Source organism: Terribacillus aidingensis, from assembly GCF_900215625.1.
Lineage (GTDB): Bacteria > Bacillota > Bacilli > Bacillales > Amphibacillaceae > Terribacillus > Terribacillus aidingensis.
This window is the reverse complement of the sequence record NZ_OBEK01000002.1, coordinates 581522-601759: the sequence shown is the minus strand read 5'-3', so window position 1 is coordinate 601759 and position 20238 is coordinate 581522. Positions and strand designations below refer to the sequence as shown.

Annotated in this window: 25 protein-coding genes; 22 read left to right on the top strand and 3 right to left on the bottom strand. The window is 43.2% G+C overall.

All coding sequences use genetic code 11. From position 1 onward, the window contains the following. Positions 1 to 36 precede the first annotated feature (36 nt). The 3 genes from hepT to CRO17_RS08285 all read left to right on the top strand — a co-directional run bounded on the left by hepT (position 37) and on the right by CRO17_RS08285 (position 2629). On the top strand, positions 37 to 1008 hold the full coding sequence (gene hepT / locus CRO17_RS08295; RefSeq protein ID WP_179636923.1) for a heptaprenyl diphosphate synthase component II: 972 nt from the start codon (positions 37 to 39) through the stop codon (positions 1006 to 1008). A 62-nt stretch (positions 1009 to 1070) separates the two neighbouring features. Next, a complete protein-coding gene (gene ndk / locus CRO17_RS08290; protein ID WP_097041152.1) occupies positions 1071 to 1520 on the top strand; it encodes a nucleoside-diphosphate kinase in 450 nt (149 codons plus the stop codon). 335 nt (positions 1521 to 1855) lie between these two features. After that, the gene (locus CRO17_RS08285) at positions 1856 to 2629 is read left to right on the top strand and encodes a CheR family methyltransferase (protein WP_097041150.1); all 774 of its coding nucleotides are present in this window, start codon (positions 1856 to 1858) and stop codon (positions 2627 to 2629) included. Between the two features lie 69 nt (positions 2630 to 2698). Here the strand turns inward: CRO17_RS08285 and CRO17_RS08280 are convergent, their stop codons facing one another. Next, positions 2699 to 2932 carry a DUF2798 domain-containing protein gene (locus tag CRO17_RS08280; RefSeq protein WP_097041148.1) on the bottom strand — a complete coding sequence of 78 codons (234 nt, stop codon included), beginning with the start codon at positions 2930 to 2932 and terminating at the stop codon, positions 2699 to 2701. A gap of 113 nt (positions 2933 to 3045) precedes the next feature. Between CRO17_RS08280 and CRO17_RS08275 the strand changes: the two genes are divergently transcribed. The 13 genes from CRO17_RS08275 (at position 3046) to CRO17_RS08215 (ending at position 13665) form a co-directional block, all read left to right on the top strand. After that, a complete protein-coding gene (locus CRO17_RS08275) occupies positions 3046 to 3339 on the top strand; it encodes a MerR family transcriptional regulator (RefSeq protein WP_245864723.1) in 294 nt (97 codons plus the stop codon). Between the two features lie 108 nt (positions 3340 to 3447). Continuing rightward, the gene (gene aroC / locus CRO17_RS08270; protein WP_097041146.1) at positions 3448 to 4614 is read left to right on the top strand and encodes a chorismate synthase; all 1167 of its coding nucleotides are present in this window, start codon (positions 3448 to 3450) and stop codon (positions 4612 to 4614) included. Next, complete coding sequence (gene aroB / locus CRO17_RS08265) at positions 4615 to 5688, top strand: 3-dehydroquinate synthase (protein ID WP_097041144.1); 1074 nt, start codon at positions 4615 to 4617, stop codon at positions 5686 to 5688. 2 nt (positions 5689 to 5690) lie between these two features. Continuing rightward, positions 5691 to 6065 carry a chorismate mutase gene (gene aroH / locus CRO17_RS08260; protein ID WP_097041142.1) on the top strand — a complete coding sequence of 125 codons (375 nt, stop codon included), beginning with the start codon at positions 5691 to 5693 and terminating at the stop codon, positions 6063 to 6065. Further along, positions 6062 to 7162 carry a histidinol-phosphate transaminase gene (gene hisC / locus CRO17_RS08255; RefSeq protein ID WP_097041140.1) on the top strand — a complete coding sequence of 367 codons (1101 nt, stop codon included), beginning with the start codon at positions 6062 to 6064 and terminating at the stop codon, positions 7160 to 7162. Before aroH ends, hisC begins: the two co-directional genes overlap by 4 nt. A gap of 1 nt (position 7163) precedes the next feature. Beyond that, the gene (locus CRO17_RS08250) at positions 7164 to 8261 is read left to right on the top strand and encodes a prephenate dehydrogenase (protein ID WP_097041138.1); all 1098 of its coding nucleotides are present in this window, start codon (positions 7164 to 7166) and stop codon (positions 8259 to 8261) included. 13 nt (positions 8262 to 8274) lie between these two features. Continuing rightward, positions 8275 to 9573: a 3-phosphoshikimate 1-carboxyvinyltransferase gene (aroA, locus tag CRO17_RS08245; RefSeq protein WP_245864721.1), complete on the top strand. Its 1299-nt coding sequence runs from the start codon at positions 8275 to 8277 to the stop codon at positions 9571 to 9573. Between the two features lie 111 nt (positions 9574 to 9684). Beyond that, a complete protein-coding gene (locus CRO17_RS08240; RefSeq protein WP_097041134.1) occupies positions 9685 to 10938 on the top strand; it encodes a tetratricopeptide repeat protein in 1254 nt (417 codons plus the stop codon). Positions 10939 to 10982: 44 nt separating this feature from the next. Further along, entirely contained in the window at positions 10983 to 11552 is a 570-nt protein-coding gene (locus tag CRO17_RS08235; protein WP_097041132.1) for a ReoY family proteolytic degradation factor, read from the top strand. Between the two features lie 121 nt (positions 11553 to 11673). Further along, entirely contained in the window at positions 11674 to 12255 is a 582-nt protein-coding gene (gene lhaT, locus CRO17_RS08230) for a lipoprotein heptaprenylglyceryl N-acetyltransferase LhaT (protein ID WP_097041960.1), read from the top strand. A gap of 70 nt (positions 12256 to 12325) precedes the next feature. Next, positions 12326 to 12649, top strand: a complete 324-nt coding sequence (locus CRO17_RS08225; protein WP_179636921.1) for a sporulation protein YpjB — start codon at positions 12326 to 12328, stop codon at positions 12647 to 12649. Positions 12650 to 12721: 72 nt separating this feature from the next. Further along, entirely contained in the window at positions 12722 to 13408 is a 687-nt protein-coding gene (locus tag CRO17_RS08220) for a zinc metallopeptidase (RefSeq protein ID WP_097041128.1), read from the top strand. 167 nt (positions 13409 to 13575) lie between these two features. Next, entirely contained in the window at positions 13576 to 13665 is a 90-nt protein-coding gene (locus CRO17_RS08215; protein ID WP_097041125.1) for a YjcZ family sporulation protein, read from the top strand. A gap of 134 nt (positions 13666 to 13799) precedes the next feature. Here CRO17_RS08215 and CRO17_RS08210 read toward each other — a convergent pair whose 3' ends face one another. Together CRO17_RS08210 and CRO17_RS08205 are read right to left on the bottom strand one after the other, a co-directional pair. Further along, on the bottom strand, positions 13800 to 14324 hold the full coding sequence (locus CRO17_RS08210) for a type 1 glutamine amidotransferase domain-containing protein (RefSeq protein ID WP_097041123.1): 525 nt from the start codon (positions 14322 to 14324) through the stop codon (positions 13800 to 13802). Positions 14325 to 14390: 66 nt separating this feature from the next. Further along, complete coding sequence (locus CRO17_RS08205; protein WP_097041121.1) at positions 14391 to 15263, bottom strand: YitT family protein; 873 nt, start codon at positions 15261 to 15263, stop codon at positions 14391 to 14393. Between the two features lie 144 nt (positions 15264 to 15407). Between CRO17_RS08205 and CRO17_RS08200 the strand changes: the two genes are divergently transcribed. From CRO17_RS08200 to CRO17_RS08175, 6 genes are read left to right on the top strand one after another with little or no spacing between them, the layout of a single operon-like run. Further along, the gene (locus CRO17_RS08200) at positions 15408 to 15755 is read left to right on the top strand and encodes a nucleotide pyrophosphohydrolase (protein WP_097041119.1); all 348 of its coding nucleotides are present in this window, start codon (positions 15408 to 15410) and stop codon (positions 15753 to 15755) included. Next, positions 15752 to 16558: a 4-hydroxy-tetrahydrodipicolinate reductase gene (gene dapB / locus CRO17_RS08195; protein ID WP_245864719.1), complete on the top strand. Its 807-nt coding sequence runs from the start codon at positions 15752 to 15754 to the stop codon at positions 16556 to 16558. The genes CRO17_RS08200 and dapB overlap by 4 nt, the downstream gene beginning before the upstream one ends. Before the next feature lie 10 nt (positions 16559 to 16568). Beyond that, positions 16569 to 16982, top strand: coding sequence for a methylglyoxal synthase (gene mgsA, locus CRO17_RS08190; protein WP_097041115.1), 414 nt, complete (start codon positions 16569 to 16571; stop codon positions 16980 to 16982). After that, complete coding sequence (gene bshA / locus CRO17_RS08185; RefSeq protein ID WP_097041113.1) at positions 16979 to 18106, top strand: N-acetyl-alpha-D-glucosaminyl L-malate synthase BshA; 1128 nt, start codon at positions 16979 to 16981, stop codon at positions 18104 to 18106. Before mgsA ends, bshA begins: the two co-directional genes overlap by 4 nt. Continuing rightward, positions 18103 to 19272, top strand: coding sequence for a CCA tRNA nucleotidyltransferase (locus tag CRO17_RS08180; protein ID WP_097041111.1), 1170 nt, complete (start codon positions 18103 to 18105; stop codon positions 19270 to 19272). The genes bshA and CRO17_RS08180 overlap by 4 nt, the downstream gene beginning before the upstream one ends. Next, entirely contained in the window at positions 19256 to 20236 is a 981-nt protein-coding gene (locus CRO17_RS08175) for a biotin--[acetyl-CoA-carboxylase] ligase (protein ID WP_097041108.1), read from the top strand. Before CRO17_RS08180 ends, CRO17_RS08175 begins: the two co-directional genes overlap by 17 nt. Positions 20237 to 20238: the final 2 nt, after the last annotated feature.

Genomic DNA, 20238 nt, shown 5'->3' with positions numbered 1-20238 from the left:
CTGGCAGCAGTCTTGAACGGATGAAGGTGACGTGAATTGAAATTACCGATGATTTACTCATATTTAAAGAAGGACCTGGACAAGATCGAGGATGCAATGACTGATATAATCCGCGCAGAGCATCCGGTCCTGGAGGATGCGTCGGTACAGCTTTTGCGTGCCGGCGGCAAACGAATCCGCCCAGTGTTTGTCTTACTGAGCGGGAAGTTTGGCACTTACGAACTGCCGCGTATTCAAACAGTAGCCGTAACACTTGAGCTGATTCATATGGCTTCGCTCGTACATGATGATGTTATTGATGACGCGGAGCTTCGGCGCGGAAAACCAACCGTAAAAGCGAAATGGGATAATAAAGTAGCTATGTATGCAGGTGACTACATCTTTGCACGGTCTTTGGAATACTTGTCCAACCTAAAAGAACCTCGCGCGCATCAGATTCTTTCACAAACGATTGTGGAGCTTTGTATAGGCGAAGTGGAACAAATAAGAGATAAATATCGCATTGAACAGCATGTTAAAGATTATCTGCGTCGCATACGGCGTAAGACTGCTATCCTAATTGCAGCAAGTTCCCGTATTGGTGCAATAGCATCTGGAGCTCCGCTTGCTTATGAACGGGCATTGTATCGTTACGGCTATTATGTTGGGATGAGCTACCAAATCATCGACGATGTGCTTGACTTCACTGCATCAGAAGCAGATCTGGGGAAACCAGCCGGAGGCGATCTGCTGCAGGGGAATATGACATTGCCTGCTTTATTAGCCTGCGAAGATGATGCTTTCAGAGAACGTCTTATGAAAGCATTTCGTGATCCGGAGCAGTTGAATCAGGAAAAACTGCAGCCATTCATTCAGCATATCAAATCGTCAGATGCCATTGAACGTTCGTTAGCAATGAGTGATCGTTACTTGCAGAAAGCATATCAAGAATTGGACAAGCTGCCGCCTACTAGAGATCGTAATACGTTAAAACAGATTGCGAGACATATTGGGAAGCGCAGCTCCTGATTGTAAAACGCTTACATATTTGATATGATGACAGCAAGTACACGAAAAGGAGCAGCTGCATAATGGAGAAAACATTTTTGATGGTAAAGCCGGATGGCATTCAACGCGGACTAATTGGTGAGATAGTAACGAGATTCGAAAAGAAGGGTCTCAAGCTTTGTGCTGGTAAGATGATGGTAGTATCAGAAGAGCAAGCTAAAACACATTATATAGAACATGAAAGCAAACCTTTTTTCGGTTCGCTAATTCGTTACATAACATCAGGACCAGTATTTGCTATGGTTTGGGAAGGCAAAGATGCTATTGCACTTACTCGCAGCATGATTGGCGCGACCAAACCGACAGAGGCAGCACCGGGTACAATCAGAGGAGACTATGCTATGGAAATGAGTCGCAATATTATCCATGGTTCCGACAGTGCAGAAAGTGCAGAACGTGAAATCGCAAATATGTTTGATGCAGATGAACTGCTCAGTTACGAACAAGTTACAGCAAAATGGCTTTATGAATAATCAATACAGCTAAGTATCTAGCTGGAAATAAAATCCGAACTATAATGAATTCTTGAATAAGAGTTTATTTTCAGTTCGGATTTTTTATGTGACGGGTTAAATTTTGAAAGTGTACAAGCTTGTAGCGCAATAAGTCATGAAGTTAGTTTAGTTTGAAAGTGGTTTGTAGTATATTGGAGCTATCTATAGTATAAGTTATTATAATCGTTCTCTGCTAGGAGCCTAGAAAAAAAGCAACAATATCTACTACTTTTTTATTATTTTCAGCTACCAAGTCTGCCTTTTATACAGTATGATAGAACTACATACATATAGACAGACAGGGGAAGCGTAACATGTCAGCTGATTATGAATACTTTGTAGAACAGATAAAAGGCAGTACAGGCATTGATTTGTCTCAATATAAGGAAGCCCAAATGAAAAGGCGTTTAACTACACTGCGGGAAAAAAAAGGATTTGCCGATTTCAAGATGTATTTCCAAGCTATACGCGGGGATGCGTCGTTAATGGATGAGTTCCTTGACCGCATGACAATCAATGTGTCTGAATTTTACCGTAACTATCAACGGTGGGAAGTGCTGGAGAAGCGTATTCTTCCAGAATTGCTGAAAAGAAAGAAGCCTTTAAAAATATGGAGCGCTGCTTGTTCTACTGGCGAAGAGCCATACACATTGGCCATCCTCTTAGACCGTTATGCAAAAGGAACGTCCTATACGATACATGCAACAGATTTAGATCAGCGGGTGTTAGAGACAGCTCAAAACGGCAAGTATACCGATCGCGCATTAAAAGAGATGCCGGCTGCCATTAAATCTGCTTACTTTACACAAGATGGTCCGATTTATCAGATCAAAGATGAGTTAAAGCAGCATATTCAATTTAAGCAGCATAATTTACTTGCAGACGCTTATGAAACAAACTATGACTTGATTATTTGCCGAAATGTACTCATTTATTTCACAGAAGAAGCCAAGGCGAACATTTACCATAAATTCAGCCAGTCGCTGGCAAACAATGGCTATCTGTTTGTCGGCAGCACCGAGCAGATCTTCAATCCTAGCGTATATGGAATGAAAGCAGTCGATACGTTCTTTTATCAAAAACAATAATAAGCCATAGCTGCTATAGAAAAAACCAAACGATACTGCGATTTAAAATCACAGCGTGTTTGGTTTTTTCTATTCCTTAATTCTCACAATTCTTGATACGTGGCGATGTACCAGCTTAGGAAGGAAGAAAGAGATGGTGAAAACGAGCAGGAACGCGATAATCCAAGAGCGGAACCACGTATGATAAGGAAAAGCATGCAATCCTGAATTAACCGCTGTTAAAGTGAAAGAAATGATAGCAGTCATAATTGCTGCAGTCACCAAACTGCAGACAATACGATGTGTTTTTAAATTTACAAGCATGATTGTACTCCTTTTGTAACTAATCTCCAATTATTATATCTAATCTTCCTAAGTTGTCAAATGTCCAATATGACGTATAATAGGCATTAATTGAAGATAAAGGGGTGAAAACAGTGGACGACATTGATTACAGTCTGCTGAAGCAAATGGCGGTGACTATTGGGGAGGCTGCCAAAATTACTGATATTCCAATTCGTAAACTGCGCTATTGGGAAGATAAAGGGTATATTAAGAGTGTCGAAGAACAAGCCCACACTACTAGAAGGTTTGATTATTACATGGTTAAGAAAATCGTCTTAATGAAAGAATTAATCGAAGACGGTTATACAGTAGAAGCGGCATCTCAAAAAGTAGAAGTGCGTATGGGAGAACTTCGGCAGGTATTTGACAATTTGACTAGAAAATAAATGCAAAGAACAGAAACGGAAATATTGTCAGAATAGTTCCCACATAAGAAACGAGTTATGTTATAGTAAATAAAATTACAAAGAACTACAAACAACGGAGGAATATAGATGCGCTACTTAACTGCAGGTGAATCACATGGTAAACAGCTAACAACTATCTTAGAAGGTGTTCCTTCCTATCTACCGTTGACTGCCGCTGATATCAACGCTTCTTTGCTAGAGAGACAAAAGGGGCATGGGCGCGGTAAACGCATGCAAATCGAGAAAGACTTAGTTGATATCGTTGGCGGTGTGCGTCACGGATACACGCTTGGTTCGCCAATTGCGCTTGTTATACATAACGATGATTTCAAGCATTGGATTGATGTAATGGGAGAAGACCCAGTAGAAGATCCGCAAGCCGTCCGACGTATTGTCAGCCGTCCGCGACCTGGACATGCTGATTTGAATGGAGCTTTGAAATACGGCCATCGTGATATGCGGAATGTGCTGGAAAGATCGTCTGCTCGGGAGACTGCTGCACGTGTGGCAGCTGGAGCGGTTGCTAAGAAAATCTTAGCAGAACTTGACATACATATTGTCGGCTATACAAAAGAAATTGCCGGTATCAAAGCTGCTGAGTACCCGGAATATACATATGAAGAAAGAAATAAAATCTCCAGAGCTTCGTCTGTGCGCAGTCTGGATCCAGAAGCTGCCGAAAAGATGGTAGAAGCAATTGACCAAGCGAAAAAAGATGGTGACTCCATTGGTGGTGTTGTGGAAGTTTATGTCGAAGGTCTTCCGGCTGGAATTGGGTCGTATGTTCATTATGACCGAAAGCTAGACGGACGAATTGCTGGAGCGGTATCGAGTATTAATGCATTTAAAGGCGTGGAATTCGGGATTGGTTTTGAAGCTGCCAGATTGCCGGGAAGTCAGGTGCATGATGAGATTGCGTGGGAAGAAGAAAGAGGATATTACCGAAAAACTAATCGTCTTGGCGGCTTAGAAGGCGGGATGACAACAGGAATGCCGCTTGTAATCAAAGGCGTTATGAAACCTATTCCAACACTTTATAAACCGTTGCAAAGTGTAGACATTGAGACGAAGGAGCCGTTCAATGCGAGTATTGAACGTTCCGATAGCTGTGCTGTACCTGCTGCTGCATTGGTAATGGAGCATGTGGTTGCATTTGAGATTGCAAAGGCAATTTTAGAGCAGTTCCCGAATGATCAATTTCCAAAGCTGCAAGAAGCGATCAAAAACTACCGGGAAGAAATCCGGGTGTTTTAAATGGAACAAATTACAGTCCAAGCAAGTCAATCTAGTTACAACGTTTCTGTAGGGGCGGGTATCCGGCATAATCTTGCTGCATTCCTGCCAAAAACCTATCAATCGGTATTTGTCGTGACAGACACTACGATTGCGCCGCATTATTTGGATGAGTATGTTGCTTCGCTTCAGCCATCAGCCAATGTTACGGTCAAGATTATTGAACCTGGTGAGGCAGCGAAAAGCAAGGATATGTATTTTGAACTATTGGATAGCATGTTTGAGGCAGGACTGGACCGCAAAGCGCTAGTCCTTGCGCTCGGCGGCGGTGTGATTGGGGACTTAGCAGGTTTTGTCGCAAGCACCTATATGCGAGGTATTGACTTTGTTCAGCTTCCAACTACTATTCTTGCACATGATTCCAGTGTCGGCGGCAAGGTGGCAATCAATCATGAAACAGGGAAAAATTTAATTGGCAGTTTCTATCCTCCGACAGCTGTAGTTTATGATGTTGAAACAATTTCGACATTGCCAGAAAAAGAAGTGCGCAGCGGGTACGCGGAATTAATCAAGGAAGCTTATATCGGCGATACAGACTTCCTGCATGATCTTCTTGAAAGAAAACAGCTTGATAAAGAAAATCAAGCACAGCTTATACAGGATTTATCTCTGGGTATTCAAGTGAAAACAAAGATTGTCGAAGCGGATGAAAAAGAAAACGATTTGCGTAAATTTTTAAACCTGGGTCATACGCTCGGTCATGCCATTGAAGCTGAAGCAGGCTACGGCACCTTTACGCACGGGGAAGCAGTTGCCATCGGCATGCTTTTTGCTTTGGAATTAAGCGAAGAAAAATTTGGCACAGACTTACGGCTGGGTGAATTCCGCCGCTGGCTCGAGCGAAACGAGTATCCTTTGCAATTACCTGAATTTTCAGCTGAAAGACTAATCAAGAGAATGCAAATGGATAAGAAGTCAGAAAACAAAGAAGTACATATGGTACTGCTTCGGGAAATCGGAAAGCCGGTAACAGAGAAGGTTGATCACGATACGCTTTCTCGTGCCGTTACATCTTTCCTTGAAAGGATGAGCTGAGTATGATACGTGGTGTCCGCGGGGCAACGACTGTACAGGAGAATGACGAGAAACAAATAATTAAAGCAACAGCAGCTATGCTGGAAGAAATGGTATCCAAGAACAATATCGAACCAGAAGATGTTGTGCAAGTATTGATTTCGGCAACACCTGATTTAACAAAAACGTTCCCGGCAAAGGCATTGCGTTTGTTTCGCGATGACTGGACATATGTTCCTGTCATGTGCATGCAAGAACTGGCCATCGAGAGCGGTCTGTCAAAATGTATTCGAGTTATGCTGACAGCACGTACCGATCTTTCACAGAAGAACATTCATCACGTCTATCACGGGCAAGCAATGAAGCTGCGTCCAGACCTAAAGGAGGAGCATCAATGAAAGCAAAACAGATTTTAAATGAATTGACAGCTTACAAACCAGGAAAACCGATGGAAGAAGTACGTAAGGAATTCGGATTGAATCGAATTGTAAAACTGGCTTCTAACGAAAATCCGTATGGTTTTTCTTCTAAAGTAAGAGAGGCGCTGCCCGCTTTTGCGGATGAGCAGGAGATTTACCCAGATGGGTACGGAACTGCACTAAAGGAAAAGCTGGCTGCGCGTTATGGTGTTAATCTGGATCAGCTTGTATTGGGTGCTGGCTCCGATGAAATTATTATGATGATTTGCCGTACCTTCCTTGCGCCTGGCTTGAACACAGTAATGGCACATCCATCTTTCTCTCAATACCCGCACCATGCTTTAATTGAAGGAGCAGAAGTCCGAGCGATTGAAACAAAAAATGGATTTCATGATTTGCCGGCAATGCTGGACGCAATCGATGAAAAAACGGGTATTGTATGGCTTTGTACGCCAAACAACCCAACGGGCAACCATATAAACAAAGCCGATTTCGAGAGCTTTATCCGCCAAGTTCCTCCAGAAGTGCTGGTTGTAGCTGATGAAGCTTATATCGAATTCTTGGAGACAGATGATTACTTTGATACATTAGCTGCTCTGGATACATATCCGAATCTATTAACACTTCGGACATTTTCCAAAGCATACGGATTAGCCGCCTTGCGTGTTGGTTACGGAATCGGTCATCCGGACGTAATCCATAAAATCAATGTAGTCAGAAGTCCGTTCAACAATACTACCATCGCTCAAAAAGCCGCCATTGTCGCACTTGATGATCAGCAATTTATTAAAGAATCTATTGCGAAGAACAATCAAGTAAAACATAGTTTCTTAGCTTTCTGCGATGCGCATCAAATCAAATACTATGAGTCACATACAAACTTTGTTTTAATTTATGACTTGCCTGTCAGCGGTGATGAACTGTTCCAGCATATGCTTTCCAAAGGATATATCATCCGTTCCGGCGATGCGCTTGGTATTCCGAACAGTGTCCGCATTACAATTGGCAATGAAAAAGATATGACAGATTTTACTGTATTGCTCGACCAATACCTGACTAGTGTGAAAGAAAGCTGAAATGGAAACAGTCGTAATCGCAGGACTCGGTTTAATCGGGGGCTCGCTTGCCCGAAATATACACATGCATCAAGATGTGCATCTAATTGGAGTGGACCAGCGGGAAAGTACATTGGAATATGCACTTCAGCATCATATTATTGATGAAGCAATGACTTCTTTTCAAGAAGCTGCTAGTAAGGCTGACATTATTCTGTTAGCAGCTCCTGTTTCCAAATCTGTTGAGCTGCTCCTGCAGCTCGATAGCATGGACTTGCAAAAAGACGTGCTAGTTACAGACGTTTCATCTGTTAAAGGTCCGATATTTCAGCAGGCAGCTGCTATGCGCTCAGGCAAAATTACGTTTGTTGGCGGTCATCCGATGGCTGGCTCTCACAAACAAGGAATTGAAGCTTCCAAGGCGCATCTTTTTGAAAATGCTATTTATGTGATGACGCCGGTGCAGCAAGCAACAGATGTGCATATCGACAGACTCAAACAACTGTTGTCCGGAACGAAAAGTACGTTTATTACGTTAACGGCGGATGAGCATGATGAGATGACAGGTGTTGTTTCCCATTTTCCGCACTTGATTGCATCTGCACTCGTGCAGCAGGCGAAAAAGTGGGAAGCAAAACATAGCTTTTTGCCAAAGCTTGCCGCAGGCGGTTTTCGGGACATCACACGTATTGCTTCTAGTAATCCGGGCATGTGGCAGGATATCTTCTTCCAAAACAAAGAAAAGATGGCCGTGCTTCTGGATGACTGGATTGAGGAAATGCAAACTTTTCGTTCGCTTCTTGCGGAGGATAAGAGTGAGGAAATTCATACGTATCTTACTGATGCGAAAAATTATCGAGATGGATTAGAACCGCGAAAAAAAGGTGCCATTCCAGGTTATTATGACTTGTACGTCGACATCACGGATCAGCCAGGTGCCCTGCAAAAAGTACTTGCTATAATAGCGGATGCTGGTTTGAGCATTGTCAATATTCAAATACTCGAGCTTCGCGAAGGGCTGACAGGTGTGCTTCGTCTCAGCTTTGCGGAACAAAAAATGCAGCTGAAGGCAAAAGGAGTTTTGGAAGTATTCGGCTACGAAGTGAAGATACAAGATTAAAAGGATGATAGCATTGACAAATATAAAACTGCAGCCGGCTGCAAAAAAACTGACAGGTACGATAACTGTTCCAGGTGATAAGTCGATTTCACATCGAAGCATTATTTTTGGCGCACTTGCCAAAGGCCGTACAACAGTTCGTCATTTTCTGGATGGAGAAGATTGTCTTCGTACAATTGATGCATTCCGAGCGCTTGGTGTCACGATTGAGCAAGAAGGACATACAGTTACCATTATTAGTGACGGGAAAGATAGTTTTAAAGAACCAACCATGCCGATTAATTTTGGCAATTCCGGCACGACTGCACGTCTGCTGCTTGGCGTATTTGCAGCATTGCCATTTCACATTACTGCATACGGTGATGAATCGTTGACGAAAAGACCAATGGACCGTGTCGTCCTTCCTTTACGGCAAATGGGCGCAAAAATCAACGGACGTGCAGAAGGAAAATATCTGCCTTTGGCAGTTGATGGACAAAAGCTATCTAACTTAACATATCATACACCAGTCAAAAGTGCGCAAGTGAAATCGGCGTTACTGCTGGCCGGCTTATTAGCAGAAGGTGAGACAAAGATTTCTGAAGTTGTAAAAACAAGAGATCATACAGAACAGATGCTCACCAGCTTCGGAGCCCAGGTGGATGTAAGTGGAACGACTGTTACCATTGTAGGAGGACAGACACTGCAAGCAGCTGATGTATATGTGCCGGGTGATATTTCCTCGGCGGCATTCTTCTTGGTAGCCGCATGTCTTGTACCTGGCAGTCACGTGACCTTAAAAAATGTCGGACTAAATCCTACACGCACTGGTATTTTGGATGTGATGCAATCTATGGACGCAGCAATTGAGATCCGGGAGCACCAGACAGAAGCAGGCGAAAAGATAGGTGACATTACAGTCCGATATGGTCCTTTAAAAGGAACAGAGATCGGAGGCGGTGTAATTCCGCGTCTGATTGATGAGCTGCCGATTTTAGCACTGCTTGCAACACAGGCAGAAGGGGAAACAATAATAAAAGATGCAGAAGAGCTGCGCTATAAAGAAAGCGATCGTATTGAAGCGATTGCCAGCACACTGCGAAGTTTCGGAGCGGAATTGGACACGACTCCGGATGGACTTGTTATCAAGGGAAACCAAACGCTGCAAGGAACAGAAGCTGACTCTTTTGGTGATCATCGTATTGGCATGATGATTAGTATTGCTAGTTTAATTGCTGATGGAGAAACGATATTAAAAAATGCGGACAGTATTAACATCTCTTACCCGGGTTTCTTTAACGACCTAAAGGTGCTTCAAACAGATAATGTCTGATTCCCTAAAAGGGAATCAGGCTTTTTTGCTGTGCGTAAACACTAGCTTTGGGTTACACTGAAGAAAGAAGCAAAAGCCAATAGGCGTGTTAAATAGAAGGAAGTGTTTAGAATGGAAGAATTAAGTAAAGCAATAGCTCTTATGGAGAATGATAAACCACAAGAAGCAGTCGATACGTTGGAAGCGTATTTGCCTTCTGCAAGTGAAGAAGAAAAGTTTACGATAGCAGAACTGTATATGCAGTGGGGACTGCACGAGGAAGCAAAAACTGTTTTGCTGCAATTGGAGCAAATGTTCCCGGATGAAATGGAACTCAAAATGATGCTGGCTGAACTGTTTATTGATTTGAATGAAGACCAAGAAGCAATTGATAAGCTAGATCAAATTGTAGAAGATGAAGAATTTTATGTTCCTGCCCAAATGCAGCTCGCTGATTTGTACGAAGCACAAGGATTATTTGAAGTAGCAGAGCAAAAGCTGCTGGCAGCAAAACGATTTGATCCCTCAGAGCCGGTGCTTGATTTAGCATTAGGAGAACTTGCTTTATCTACTGGTTCTTATTTGAAAGCTATTACGTATTATGAAAAAGTATACGAAATACAAACAGCAATGGGGGATATCGATATTGCGCTCCGGCTTGCAGAGGCGTATGCAGCAACTGGTGAATTTGAGAAAGCTTTGACTTACTACCAGGAAACAGACGTAGATGATGTGGAACAGCTGTTCAGTTATGGATTTACAGCATTCAAATTATCGAGATACGATATTGCAATCAGCACGTGGGAAAAGTTAGTCAAACAAGAGCCGGATTATCTTTCTGTTTATGAATACTTAGCAAAAGCGTACGAAGAAGAAGGGTTGATGGAAAAAGCATTTGAAACAGCAGAAAAAGGGCTGTCATTGGATGAATTTAACCAGAAGCTGTACTTTACCGCAGGCCGACTTGCCAGACAGCTTGGGAAAAATGATCGCAGCTATTATCTTGTTCGTCATGCGATTGCGCTGGATCCAGGTTATAAAGAAGCCGTTCTATATTTGATTGAGAACTTCAAGTTAGATGAAGACCATGAAGCAATCATTGAATTATTGACGCATGTATTGGATACAGATGAAGAAGATGCAGCTTATCGATGGGAATTGGCGCGTGCCTATAATGAAACGGAATCGTTTGAAGAGGCATTAAACGCTTATGGGGAAGCATATACTAACTTCAAAGATGATAGCGATTTTCTAAAAGAATATGGATATTTCTTATTAGAAGAAGGGAGGATGCAGCAGGCTGTCGAAATACTTAAAGAGTATCTTCGTTTGGAGCCATCTGATATCGAAGTCGAAGAGAATATCAATCGGCTCTTGTCTCAATAAATGCATTGAATTGAAATCATTTCGCTTTCTGGGAGGGGGCACATATGCATATTTCCGTTACCATGCAGGATAAGAAAACGTTCATTCGCTGGTTCTTAGACAATTACCAATTGAAGCGCAGGGAAAGTGTCTGGATCTTGAATTACTTAATCAATCATGATTCATTTCTTGATAATGTTCATTTTATTCGTGAAGCAAGATTCAGTCCCAGAGGAATCATCATATCAGCCCATTGTTCAGAGGAAGTACCATTTCGGTTTTATAAAGACAATATCGTTACAACCGATGCGGAAAAATCATTCCATGATATTCGCATGAACAAGAAAGACCCTGTTTATATTCAACTCAATTTCAAGAATGCTAACCAAAGCATGGAATATGTTGCGGTACTGGAAGACAATCCTTTCCTGCCGGAAGATCATTATGTAACAAAAGAAGACCGGCAGCTGGCAACTAGACTTCTTGATGCATCCCATTTTCAATACAAAAAGAGAAAGCTGCAAGAAGCAATTGATTTAGCGCTTGATAAGAGAGACGAAAAGAAATTCCGCTTGCTGAGCAGGGCGATGAAACAATTGAAAGAAGAAGAGGAAAGTATAATCGAACACATCTAAATTGATGCGCAAATCTGCGCATCTTTTTTCTTTTTCTATTCATATTCTTCAGATAGAGAAGATATTATCTGCTAAAATAGAAAGCAGCAAATACATAACAGTTTTAGGGAAGGACGCGTCTATGATCTATCAGCTTCTTTTTCATCGGTACATAATCATGCTTTTATTTATAGTTAACCTGTTTGGAACAATCTACGGGTATATATGGTACGGTTGGCAGCTCGAAATAACACCGGCTGTATTTCGGGCTTTTGTACCAGACAGTCCGACAGCTAGTCTCTTTTTTACTATTTTCTTAGGACTGCTGCTGGCAGGAAAACATAATGGCTATATTGAAGCACTTGCTGTCGTTTCATTATTTAAATATGGCATTTGGGCAGTTGTGATGAACTTGCTGACGCTCGCTATGAATGGAACGCTTTCCTGGCAAGGGTATATGCTGATTGCATCTCATTTAGCGATGGCAGTCCAAGGATTGCTTTATGCGCCGCTCTATAAAGTGAAGCTTCAGCACTTAGCTGTTGCAGCAATCGTCGTTCTGCATAATGATATTATTGATTATGTGTTTGATATGATGCCGATTTATGGCAGACTGACAGCGGATTATAGTAACGAAATAGGTTATTTTACGTTCTGGCTGAGCATTCTTTCCATTATAGTCGGTTATATTGCTACACAGCGGAAAGATAATTCTGTTAATTAAGGCGGATGCTGTCATACAACTAATTACCATTGCATAGGCTGTAGGAACACCTAAAAAAGAGGGGATGCTGATGAAAAAGCTGCTTCTCGTCATTGTTGTTCTGACAGCCTCTTTTTTTATCGTTGCCAACGTTGCCACTATTCTGCAGCCAACACATACAGAGGCTCAATCGTCATCTTACGACAATTTTAATCAAACGCTTGATCAACAAGATTATGTATTGCCTGCGTATTTATACACGGTCACTGTCCCGGAAAAAAACAGTTATGATACTGCAAAGTTCTGGGGAATACTTTGTATTAGTGCAAGTATTGTCGGCACACTGGTTTATGTCGGCTATAAAAAATACCGAGCAGAAAATGACAAAAGTGTGAACAGGGATCGTAATAGTTGATTTTTTTCGGAATCTTGACTAAAATTGACCTTAATAAGTTGTTCCATAAACCATTTTACGGAGGAATGCATAATGTCACTAGGTGCTTATATTATCTATATAGCACTGCTTCTGATTATCCCTTTGTGGGCGCAATCGAAGGTAAAGAGCACGTACAAGAAATATTCAAAAGTAGAGACGTCATCGCTTATGACTGGTGCACAAGTCGCAAGAAAGATTTTAGATGATAACGGTATATATGATGTGCAGATCGAAGAGACGCGCGGACTATTGTCCGACCACTATGATCCTCGTCACAAAGTTGTTCGTCTTTCCAGCAGCAACTACCATGGTCATTCTATGGCAGCTGCGGCAGTATCTGCCCACGAGGTTGGACACGCAATACAGGATGCGGAAGGATATGGCTTCCTGAAGTTCCGTACAGCGCTTGCTCCAGCAGCAGCTTGGGGGAATAACCTTTCCTTCTTCTTGATTATCGCAGGTGCAATTTTTGGAGCACTCAGTCTTGTAGGATGGGGTATTGCGCTATTCTCTATCGCGGTACTATTCCAAGTCGTTACATTGCCGGTCGAGTTTAACGCTTCAAACCGGGCAATGACGCAGCTCGTATCAACAGGCGTCATCCGTAACGATGAAGAGCGTGCGACGAAGAAAGTATTGAATGCAGCAGCAATGACTTATGTAGCCGCAGCGCTAGTAGCTGTAGCTGAGCTTGTTCGTTTCATCCTTATGTTCTTTGTCGGCGGTAATGAAGATTAATAAAAAAACATCCTTCGGGGTGTTTTTTTTGTGCGCACATAGAGGAGGTGGATGCGTGTATTTTGCCATCTAACAATTTCCTGAAATCCTGTTTCCTAGCAGCCGCCCAACCATACAATCGCTTTTTACATAAGATGTTCTAACACTGGAGCAGGAGGTGTTCAAACATGAGTGCAGGCGGAAAAGGAAATGCAGGATTTTATTTGATCGTTGTTTTGTTTATTCTATTGATCATTGTTGGTGCAAGCTGGGCTTAACAGCGCCTTAAGAATTACTGCGTAAAGTAAGGCTGGGATAGCGTTTTAGCCAATTAAAAATCCAAACAACCCTGTGTTTTTACAACAGCATCGTTTGGATTTTTTTCATCACGTAGAAATATGTGCATGCTTTGTTATTGAGCTTGTATCACTTTGATCAGTTCACGAAGATAGTCGGGCAAGTCAGGCGGCCTGCGGCTGCTGACGATATGTCCATCCACAACAACTGCTTCATCATGCCAAGTGGCTCCGGCGTTTGTCATATCATCTTTTATGCCAGGTGTGCTGGTGACGTTTACACCATCCAGGATGCCGGCAGAGATGAGCACCCAGCCAGCGTGGCAAATTTGGCCGATCGCTTTTTTATGCGTATGGAAATGACGTGTAATAGCTAACACACTGTTGTATCGACGCAGCTTGTCCGGCGACCAGCCGCCAGGCACGAGAAGCGCATCATACTGGTCTGGGTCTGCGTCTTCAAAAGATATATCAGACGTTGCTGGAACGCCGTATTTTCCTTTGTAGACCGTGTCAGCAGCTTCACCTGCTAAATGAACCTCTGCACCAGCTTCGCGCAATCGTAAAACTGGATACCATAATTCCAGATCCTCGAAATCGTCACTTACAAAAGAAAGTACTTTCTTACCGGAAAGTTCCATTTGCTCACCCCATTCGTTTAGTCTTCTTTACTGTACCAATTCATCGCCCAAGATGCATCTGTGAGCTTAGTCTGTTTGATACGGTTTTTTTTCTGCATCAAGTGTAAATCCTTCTCCCATCACATCATGCACTTCACTTAAAGCTACAAAAGCATGCGGATCAACGGATGTAATGATCGCTTTCAGCCGGACAATTTCATTACGGGCTACGACGCAGTACAAAACATCTCGTTTTTCACCTGTGAAGCTGCCGCGGCCATCAAGTACTGTTACACCTCTGTCCATTTGCTTGAGGATTTGATTGGCGATATCGGCACTTTTGTTGGAAATGATAGTAGCTCCTCGGGCTGAGTAGGCCCCTTCTTGAATAAAGTCAATGACTCGTGCACCAACAAATACGGCAACAAGTGTATACATGCCGCGAATCAAATCCAGATAAGTAAGAACGGAAGTGACGATTACGACAGCATCGAACATAAACATCGTACGTCCCATTGTCCAGCCGACATATTTATTTGCCAGGCGAGCGATAATATCGACGCCGCCAGTTGTGCCTCCAAAACGAAAAATGATTCCGAGCCCAACGCCAATAAAAACCCCCGCTAAGAGCGAAGCAATTAAGAGGTCATTGCCTAAGTCAATATGGAAGGAATACGTCTGAAACAATCGCAGAAACAAAGATACAGCAACTGTTCCGATAATGGTATATGCAAATGTTGTGCGGCCAAGGAACTTCCAGCCTATCAGAAACAGCGGAATATTCAGCACTAAATTCGTAATAGCTGGATCCCAGTCGAATTCGAAAAGCAAAATAAGTGTGATACCGGTGAATCCGCCTTCTCCAAGCTTGTTGGCAATATTAAAATGCACAATACCGAACGAAAAGATAGCCGCGCCAAGCAGGATGAACAAGATGTTCTTCAAACGCAGTTTAAACATAACTTACCTCCTAAAAGTGACAATTCCTTCTATATTATAGACAACTATGGCTGACGCTACAAATTTATCCTGCAGGTAAAAACATTTGTCAAAGATGACTCATTTAAGCTAACATGGTAATGATATAGCGAAAGGAAGATCGCGATGAGTTCAACATATACAACAAAGGAAATACAAGCACGTGTTGATGCTTATATTTCCCAATTTAAAGAAGGTTATTTTTCTCCGCTCAGCATGCTTGCCCGAATGACCGAAGAAGTTGGGGAGCTGGCTAGGGAAGTAAATCATACATATGGCGAAAAACCGAAGAAAAAAAGTGAAGCAGCTAACACCGTAACAGATGAACTCGGAGATATCATCTTTGTGCTGACATGCTTTGCTAATTCCCTGGACATTGATTTATCTGAAGCATTCGAGAAATCCATGGCTAAATTTGAAACAAGAGATAAAGACAGATGGACGAAGAAGACACAGGAGGATGGTTTGAAATGACACAAGATACTATTAAGGTTATCGTAGCAGGACCTAGAGGGCGAATGGGATCGGAAGCGCTGCAGCTGATTGAGCGCACAGATCACTTTGAATTAGCTGCAGCGATTGATCGCAAGCACGATGGAGAACGTATCAAAGATATCGAGGGGCTTACAGCCAGCGACGCGGTCATCTACACAGACGCTGCTCGCTGCTTCGCAGAGGTGCAAGCAGATGTGCTAATTGATTTGACTGTTCCGGAAACAGGCTATACACATACAAAGCTTGCAATAGAGCATGCTGTTCGACCAGTGGTAGGTACGTCAGGTTTCACAGATGAACAGCTGGAGGAACTGCACGCATTGAGCGAAGAGAAGGGTATTGGAGCTATTATCGCGCCAAACTTTGCTATCGGCGCAGTGCTTATGATGCAATTTGCTAAGCAAGCAGCAAAGTATTTCCCGACAGTAGAGATTATCGAGAAGCATCATGATCAGAAATTGGATGCTCCGAGCGGTACAGCTGTTAAGACGGCACAGTTAATTCAAGAAGTACGGGAGCCTGCTAAACAAGGGCATCCTGAGGAGAAAGAAACACATGCAGGAGCTCGCGGTGCAGATTTCGATGGCATGCGAATCCACAGCGTACGTCTGCCAGGTCTTGTAGCACATCAGGAAGTGCTTTTCGGTGCCCCAGGAGAGCAGTTTACAGTCAAGCATGATTCCTTTAACCGAGCATCCTTTATGTCTGGTGTACAGCTTGCTGTAGAACGTGTCATGAAGATGAACGTGTTAGCATACGGTTTGGAAAATATATTGGATTGAGGTGTTGGCATTGCATATTGCGTTAATTGCTCATGATAAGAAGAAACCAGAAATGGTCCGTTTTGCTGTTGCATACCAGGAAATGCTGAAGAAACATACGCTTTATGCGACAGGTACAACTGGAACACGTATCAAGGAAGCAACTGGCCTGCCAGTGGAGCTGTTTCAATCAGGTCCGATTGGAGGAGATCAGCAAATCGGCGCCCGTATTGCAACCAATGAAATGGATTTGGTTATCTTCTTCCGTGATCCGCTGACAGCACAGCCGCATGAACCAGATGTGAGCGCCCTTATGCGTTTGTGTGATGTACATCGTATCCCGCTTGCAACCAACTTGGCGGCAGCCGAGATCTTTATCCGCGGTCTAGACAGAGGCGATTTTAACTGGCGTGAAATCATCCGGGATCGTGAGCCTGATCTATGAAAAAACTGAAAATTGGTATTACCTGTTACCCAACACTTGGGGGCTCCGGCGTTATTGCGACGGAGCTCGGTAAAAAACTTGCCAAAAAAGGGCATGACATTCACTTTATCACGTCAAGTGTCCCATTCCGGCTTGACACACTGCTGCCAAATGTATTTTTTCACGAGGTAGAAATGAGTCATTATCCTGTATTTCAATATCCGCCATATGATTTGGTGCTTGCTAATAAGATGGCTGAAGTTATTGATGAAGAGGAACTTGATGTGCTGCATGTTCATTATGCTGTACCGCATGCAATCTGTGCTATTTTGGCTAAAGCGATAGCCAAGCGTGATGTGAAGATCGTGACGACGCTGCACGGAACGGATATTACAGTGCTTGGTATTGATAATGGACTGCGCAAAATGATTATCCACGCTATCGAAGAGAGCGATAAAGTGACTGCAGTCTCCGAAAGTCTTGTTAAGCAAACGAGAGAGATGCTTGATGTGACAAGCCCGATTGATGTGGTTTATAATTTTATCGATGAAGTAATTTATCATCCAACCGACGTGAAAGACATCCGGAAACAATTTGGCATTGAGGATCATGAGAAGGTGATCGTACATATAAGCAATTTCCGCAAGGTAAAGCGTGTACAGGATGTTGTACAGGTTTTTTCGTATGTGCAGGAAAAGCTGCCCAGCAAGCTGCTGCTAATAGGAGATGGACCGGAGTACTCAGATATTCTTCGCGATGTACAGGAACGGGGACTAGAGGATAATGTGCTTTTCCTGGGCAAACAAAACAATGTAGCTGCACTGCTGAATATGGCAGATTTGATGCTGCTGCCATCTGAAAAAGAAAGCTTTGGGCTTGTCTTATTAGAAGCAATGGCTTGCGGTGTGCCATGTATAGCCTCAGATGTGGGCGGCATACCGGAAGTTATTCAGCATAAGAAAAATGGCTTTGTAACGGAACTTGGAGATGTGAATCTAATGGCAGCTTACGCTTTGGATTTACTGACCGATGAGAAGAAGTGGAAGAACTTCTCCGAAGAAGCAATACATCACGCAGCAGAAGCCTTTCATTCGGACCATATTGTTGCGCAATACGAAGCCATTTATGAAGAGGTATTACGATGAAAATATTTGAAAAAGCGTTCCGAGTAATGCACGAACTCGAGCTTCATGGCTATAAAGCCTACTTGGTCGGCGGCGCTGTACGAGATTACTTGATCGGCAAGTCTGTCGGGGATCTGGATATAGCGACTTCTGCCAAACCGGAGCAAGTCATGAACGTATTCGATAAAGTTATTCCAGTCGGCATTGAGCATGGAACGGTTTTAGTTCGTTATGAAAAGGAAAGCTTTGAAATTACGACATTTCGAACTGAAGGAACTTATTCGGATTACCGGCATCCAGATCGTGTGGAGTTTGTAACGGATATTACAGCCGACTTAGCACGGCGTGATTATACAGTTAATGCAATTGCAATGGACAGAAATGGCCAGATGGTAGATCCATTTTCCGGCAGAGAAGCAATCGAAAAACAACAGCTCATTACAGTTGGCAATGCATATGATCGCTTTGAAGAAGACCCGCTGCGCATGATGCGTGGTGTTCGCTTCGTTTCCCAGCTTGGCTATCAATTGGACCAGGAAGCCCGCGAGGTGATGGAAAGCAAGCGTTCGTGGCTGAACCGAATTGCTATCGAACGCGTTGCAATCGAGCTTGAGAAATTATGCTGCGGCGACTATGTTAAAACAGCTGTTCGTTTGCTTTCGCAAGCAAAACTGTGGGAAGCATTGCCGGTTTTTAAAGATCATCCTACGCTAATTGACAAGCTGGAGCAGCGTATGCAGCCGCTCGGCGGACTAAGTGAATGGATTGCGCTTTGCGCCATTTACAGCGGTGTATCTGTACCAGACTGGGTGAAACATTGGAAACTGTCCAATAGCGTTAAACAAGAAGCGCAAGCGTTGTTTTATATGCTGCAAAGTGATTTGGCAGCTTGGACAGTTTACCAGCTGCCATCCCATTTAGATGCAGGGTATTGCCGATTGATGGCGATTTATCAGGATAAAGACGTGCAAGCTGATGTTGCGCGAATAAGAGCAAAACTGCCAATCCACCAGCGTGCAGACTTGGCTGTTTCTGGCGGGGATTTTGTCAGCTGGTTCCCAGACAGAAAAAAAGGCAGCTGGATTCGTGAATTATTCCAAGCTGCTGAAAAAGCAGTGGTGGAAAACCGAATACCAAATGATAAAGAACGGCTGAAGGAGTGGGTGCTTCATGGATACGACGCGTAACCGGCTAATCAGAGTGCTGCAAGAGCATGAAGGTGCATATGTGTCAGGCCAGTATTTGTCCGATCAGCTTGGCATCTCCAGAGCTGCTATTTGGAAGCATATGAAAGCATTGGAGGCAGATGGCTACGAAATTGACGCAGTGCCGCGCAAAGGCTATCAAGTGCGGCAGTCGCCTGATAAATTAAGCAAAAATACGCTTAACTGGCAGCTTGATACTTCCTGGATTGGACGGAAGATCATCTTTGAAAAAGAAATTGATTCCACGCAGATGTTGGCCAAAGCGCTGGCTGACCAAGGAGCTGCACATGGAACAGTGGTTCTTGCTGATAAACAGACGAGCGGAAAAGGGACAAAGGGAAGAAGCTGGCATTCACCGGCCGGAACTGGTATTTGGATGAGCTTGATTATCCGTCCGGAATTTGGACCGCGAGAAGCAGCACAGCTAACATTAGCGGCAGCGGTAGCTTTAACAAGAGCTTTTCGCAAAGAAGGTATAGACGCAGAAATAAAATGGCCGAATGATATCTATCTTAACGAAAAGAAATTGGCTGGAATACTGACCGAGATGCAGGCAGAACAGGATTATATTCATCATATCGTGCTTGGTATCGGAATTAATATCAACCAGAAAGAAAAGGATTTGCCGCCGGACATTCGTGATAAGGCAACATCTTTACATATAGAGACGCAAAAAGAATGGAAACGCCAAGAGCTTATTCATCTCATTTGGAAAGAACTTGAAAGCGTTTATGCGCATTACACAAAAGCTGGTTTTGCTAGTATTCGGGAAGAATGGATGCAGCTTGCCTCCCGTCTTGGCCGGAGAGTAAAGGTAACGACTCCAACAGCCATTTTTGAGGCGGTATTTCAAGGAATTGGTGCAGAAGGTGAGCTGCTTCTGGAAAAAACAGATGGACTGACTCAGCGTATTTACTCTGCTGAATTAGAATGGATAGAGGAGTGAAG

Bases quoted from the DNA above. Each gene is read 5' to 3' on its own strand.
- ndk (WP_097041152.1), top strand. From the start codon at position 1,071: ATGGAGAAAACATTTTTGATGGTAAAGCCGGATGGCATTCAACGCGGA.
- CRO17_RS08285 (WP_097041150.1), top strand. From the start codon at position 1,856: ATGTCAGCTGATTATGAATACTTTGTAGAACAGATAAAAGGCAGTACA.
- CRO17_RS08280 (WP_097041148.1), bottom strand. From the start codon at position 2,932: ATGCTTGTAAATTTAAAAACACATCGTATTGTCTGCAGTTTGGTGACT.
- aroC (WP_097041146.1), top strand. From the start codon at position 3,448: ATGCGCTACTTAACTGCAGGTGAATCACATGGTAAACAGCTAACAACT.
- aroB (WP_097041144.1), top strand. From the start codon at position 4,615: ATGGAACAAATTACAGTCCAAGCAAGTCAATCTAGTTACAACGTTTCT.
- aroH (WP_097041142.1), top strand. From the start codon at position 5,691: ATGATACGTGGTGTCCGCGGGGCAACGACTGTACAGGAGAATGACGAG.
- hisC (WP_097041140.1), top strand. From the start codon at position 6,062: ATGAAAGCAAAACAGATTTTAAATGAATTGACAGCTTACAAACCAGGA.
- CRO17_RS08250 (WP_097041138.1), top strand. From the start codon at position 7,164: ATGGAAACAGTCGTAATCGCAGGACTCGGTTTAATCGGGGGCTCGCTT.
- CRO17_RS08240 (WP_097041134.1), top strand. From the start codon at position 9,685: ATGGAAGAATTAAGTAAAGCAATAGCTCTTATGGAGAATGATAAACCA.
- CRO17_RS08235 (WP_097041132.1), top strand. From the start codon at position 10,983: ATGCATATTTCCGTTACCATGCAGGATAAGAAAACGTTCATTCGCTGG.
- lhaT (WP_097041960.1), top strand. From the start codon at position 11,674: ATGATCTATCAGCTTCTTTTTCATCGGTACATAATCATGCTTTTATTT.
- CRO17_RS08225 (WP_179636921.1), top strand. From the start codon at position 12,326: ATGAAAAAGCTGCTTCTCGTCATTGTTGTTCTGACAGCCTCTTTTTTT.
- CRO17_RS08220 (WP_097041128.1), top strand. From the start codon at position 12,722: ATGTCACTAGGTGCTTATATTATCTATATAGCACTGCTTCTGATTATC.
- CRO17_RS08215 (WP_097041125.1), top strand. From the start codon at position 13,576: ATGAGTGCAGGCGGAAAAGGAAATGCAGGATTTTATTTGATCGTTGTT.
- CRO17_RS08210 (WP_097041123.1), bottom strand. From the start codon at position 14,324: ATGGAACTTTCCGGTAAGAAAGTACTTTCTTTTGTAAGTGACGATTTC.
- CRO17_RS08205 (WP_097041121.1), bottom strand. From the start codon at position 15,263: ATGTTTAAACTGCGTTTGAAGAACATCTTGTTCATCCTGCTTGGCGCG.
- CRO17_RS08200 (WP_097041119.1), top strand. From the start codon at position 15,408: ATGAGTTCAACATATACAACAAAGGAAATACAAGCACGTGTTGATGCT.
- dapB (WP_245864719.1), top strand. From the start codon at position 15,752: ATGACACAAGATACTATTAAGGTTATCGTAGCAGGACCTAGAGGGCGA.
- bshA (WP_097041113.1), top strand. From the start codon at position 16,979: ATGAAAAAACTGAAAATTGGTATTACCTGTTACCCAACACTTGGGGGC.
- CRO17_RS08180 (WP_097041111.1), top strand. From the start codon at position 18,103: ATGAAAATATTTGAAAAAGCGTTCCGAGTAATGCACGAACTCGAGCTT.
- CRO17_RS08175 (WP_097041108.1), top strand. From the start codon at position 19,256: ATGGATACGACGCGTAACCGGCTAATCAGAGTGCTGCAAGAGCATGAA.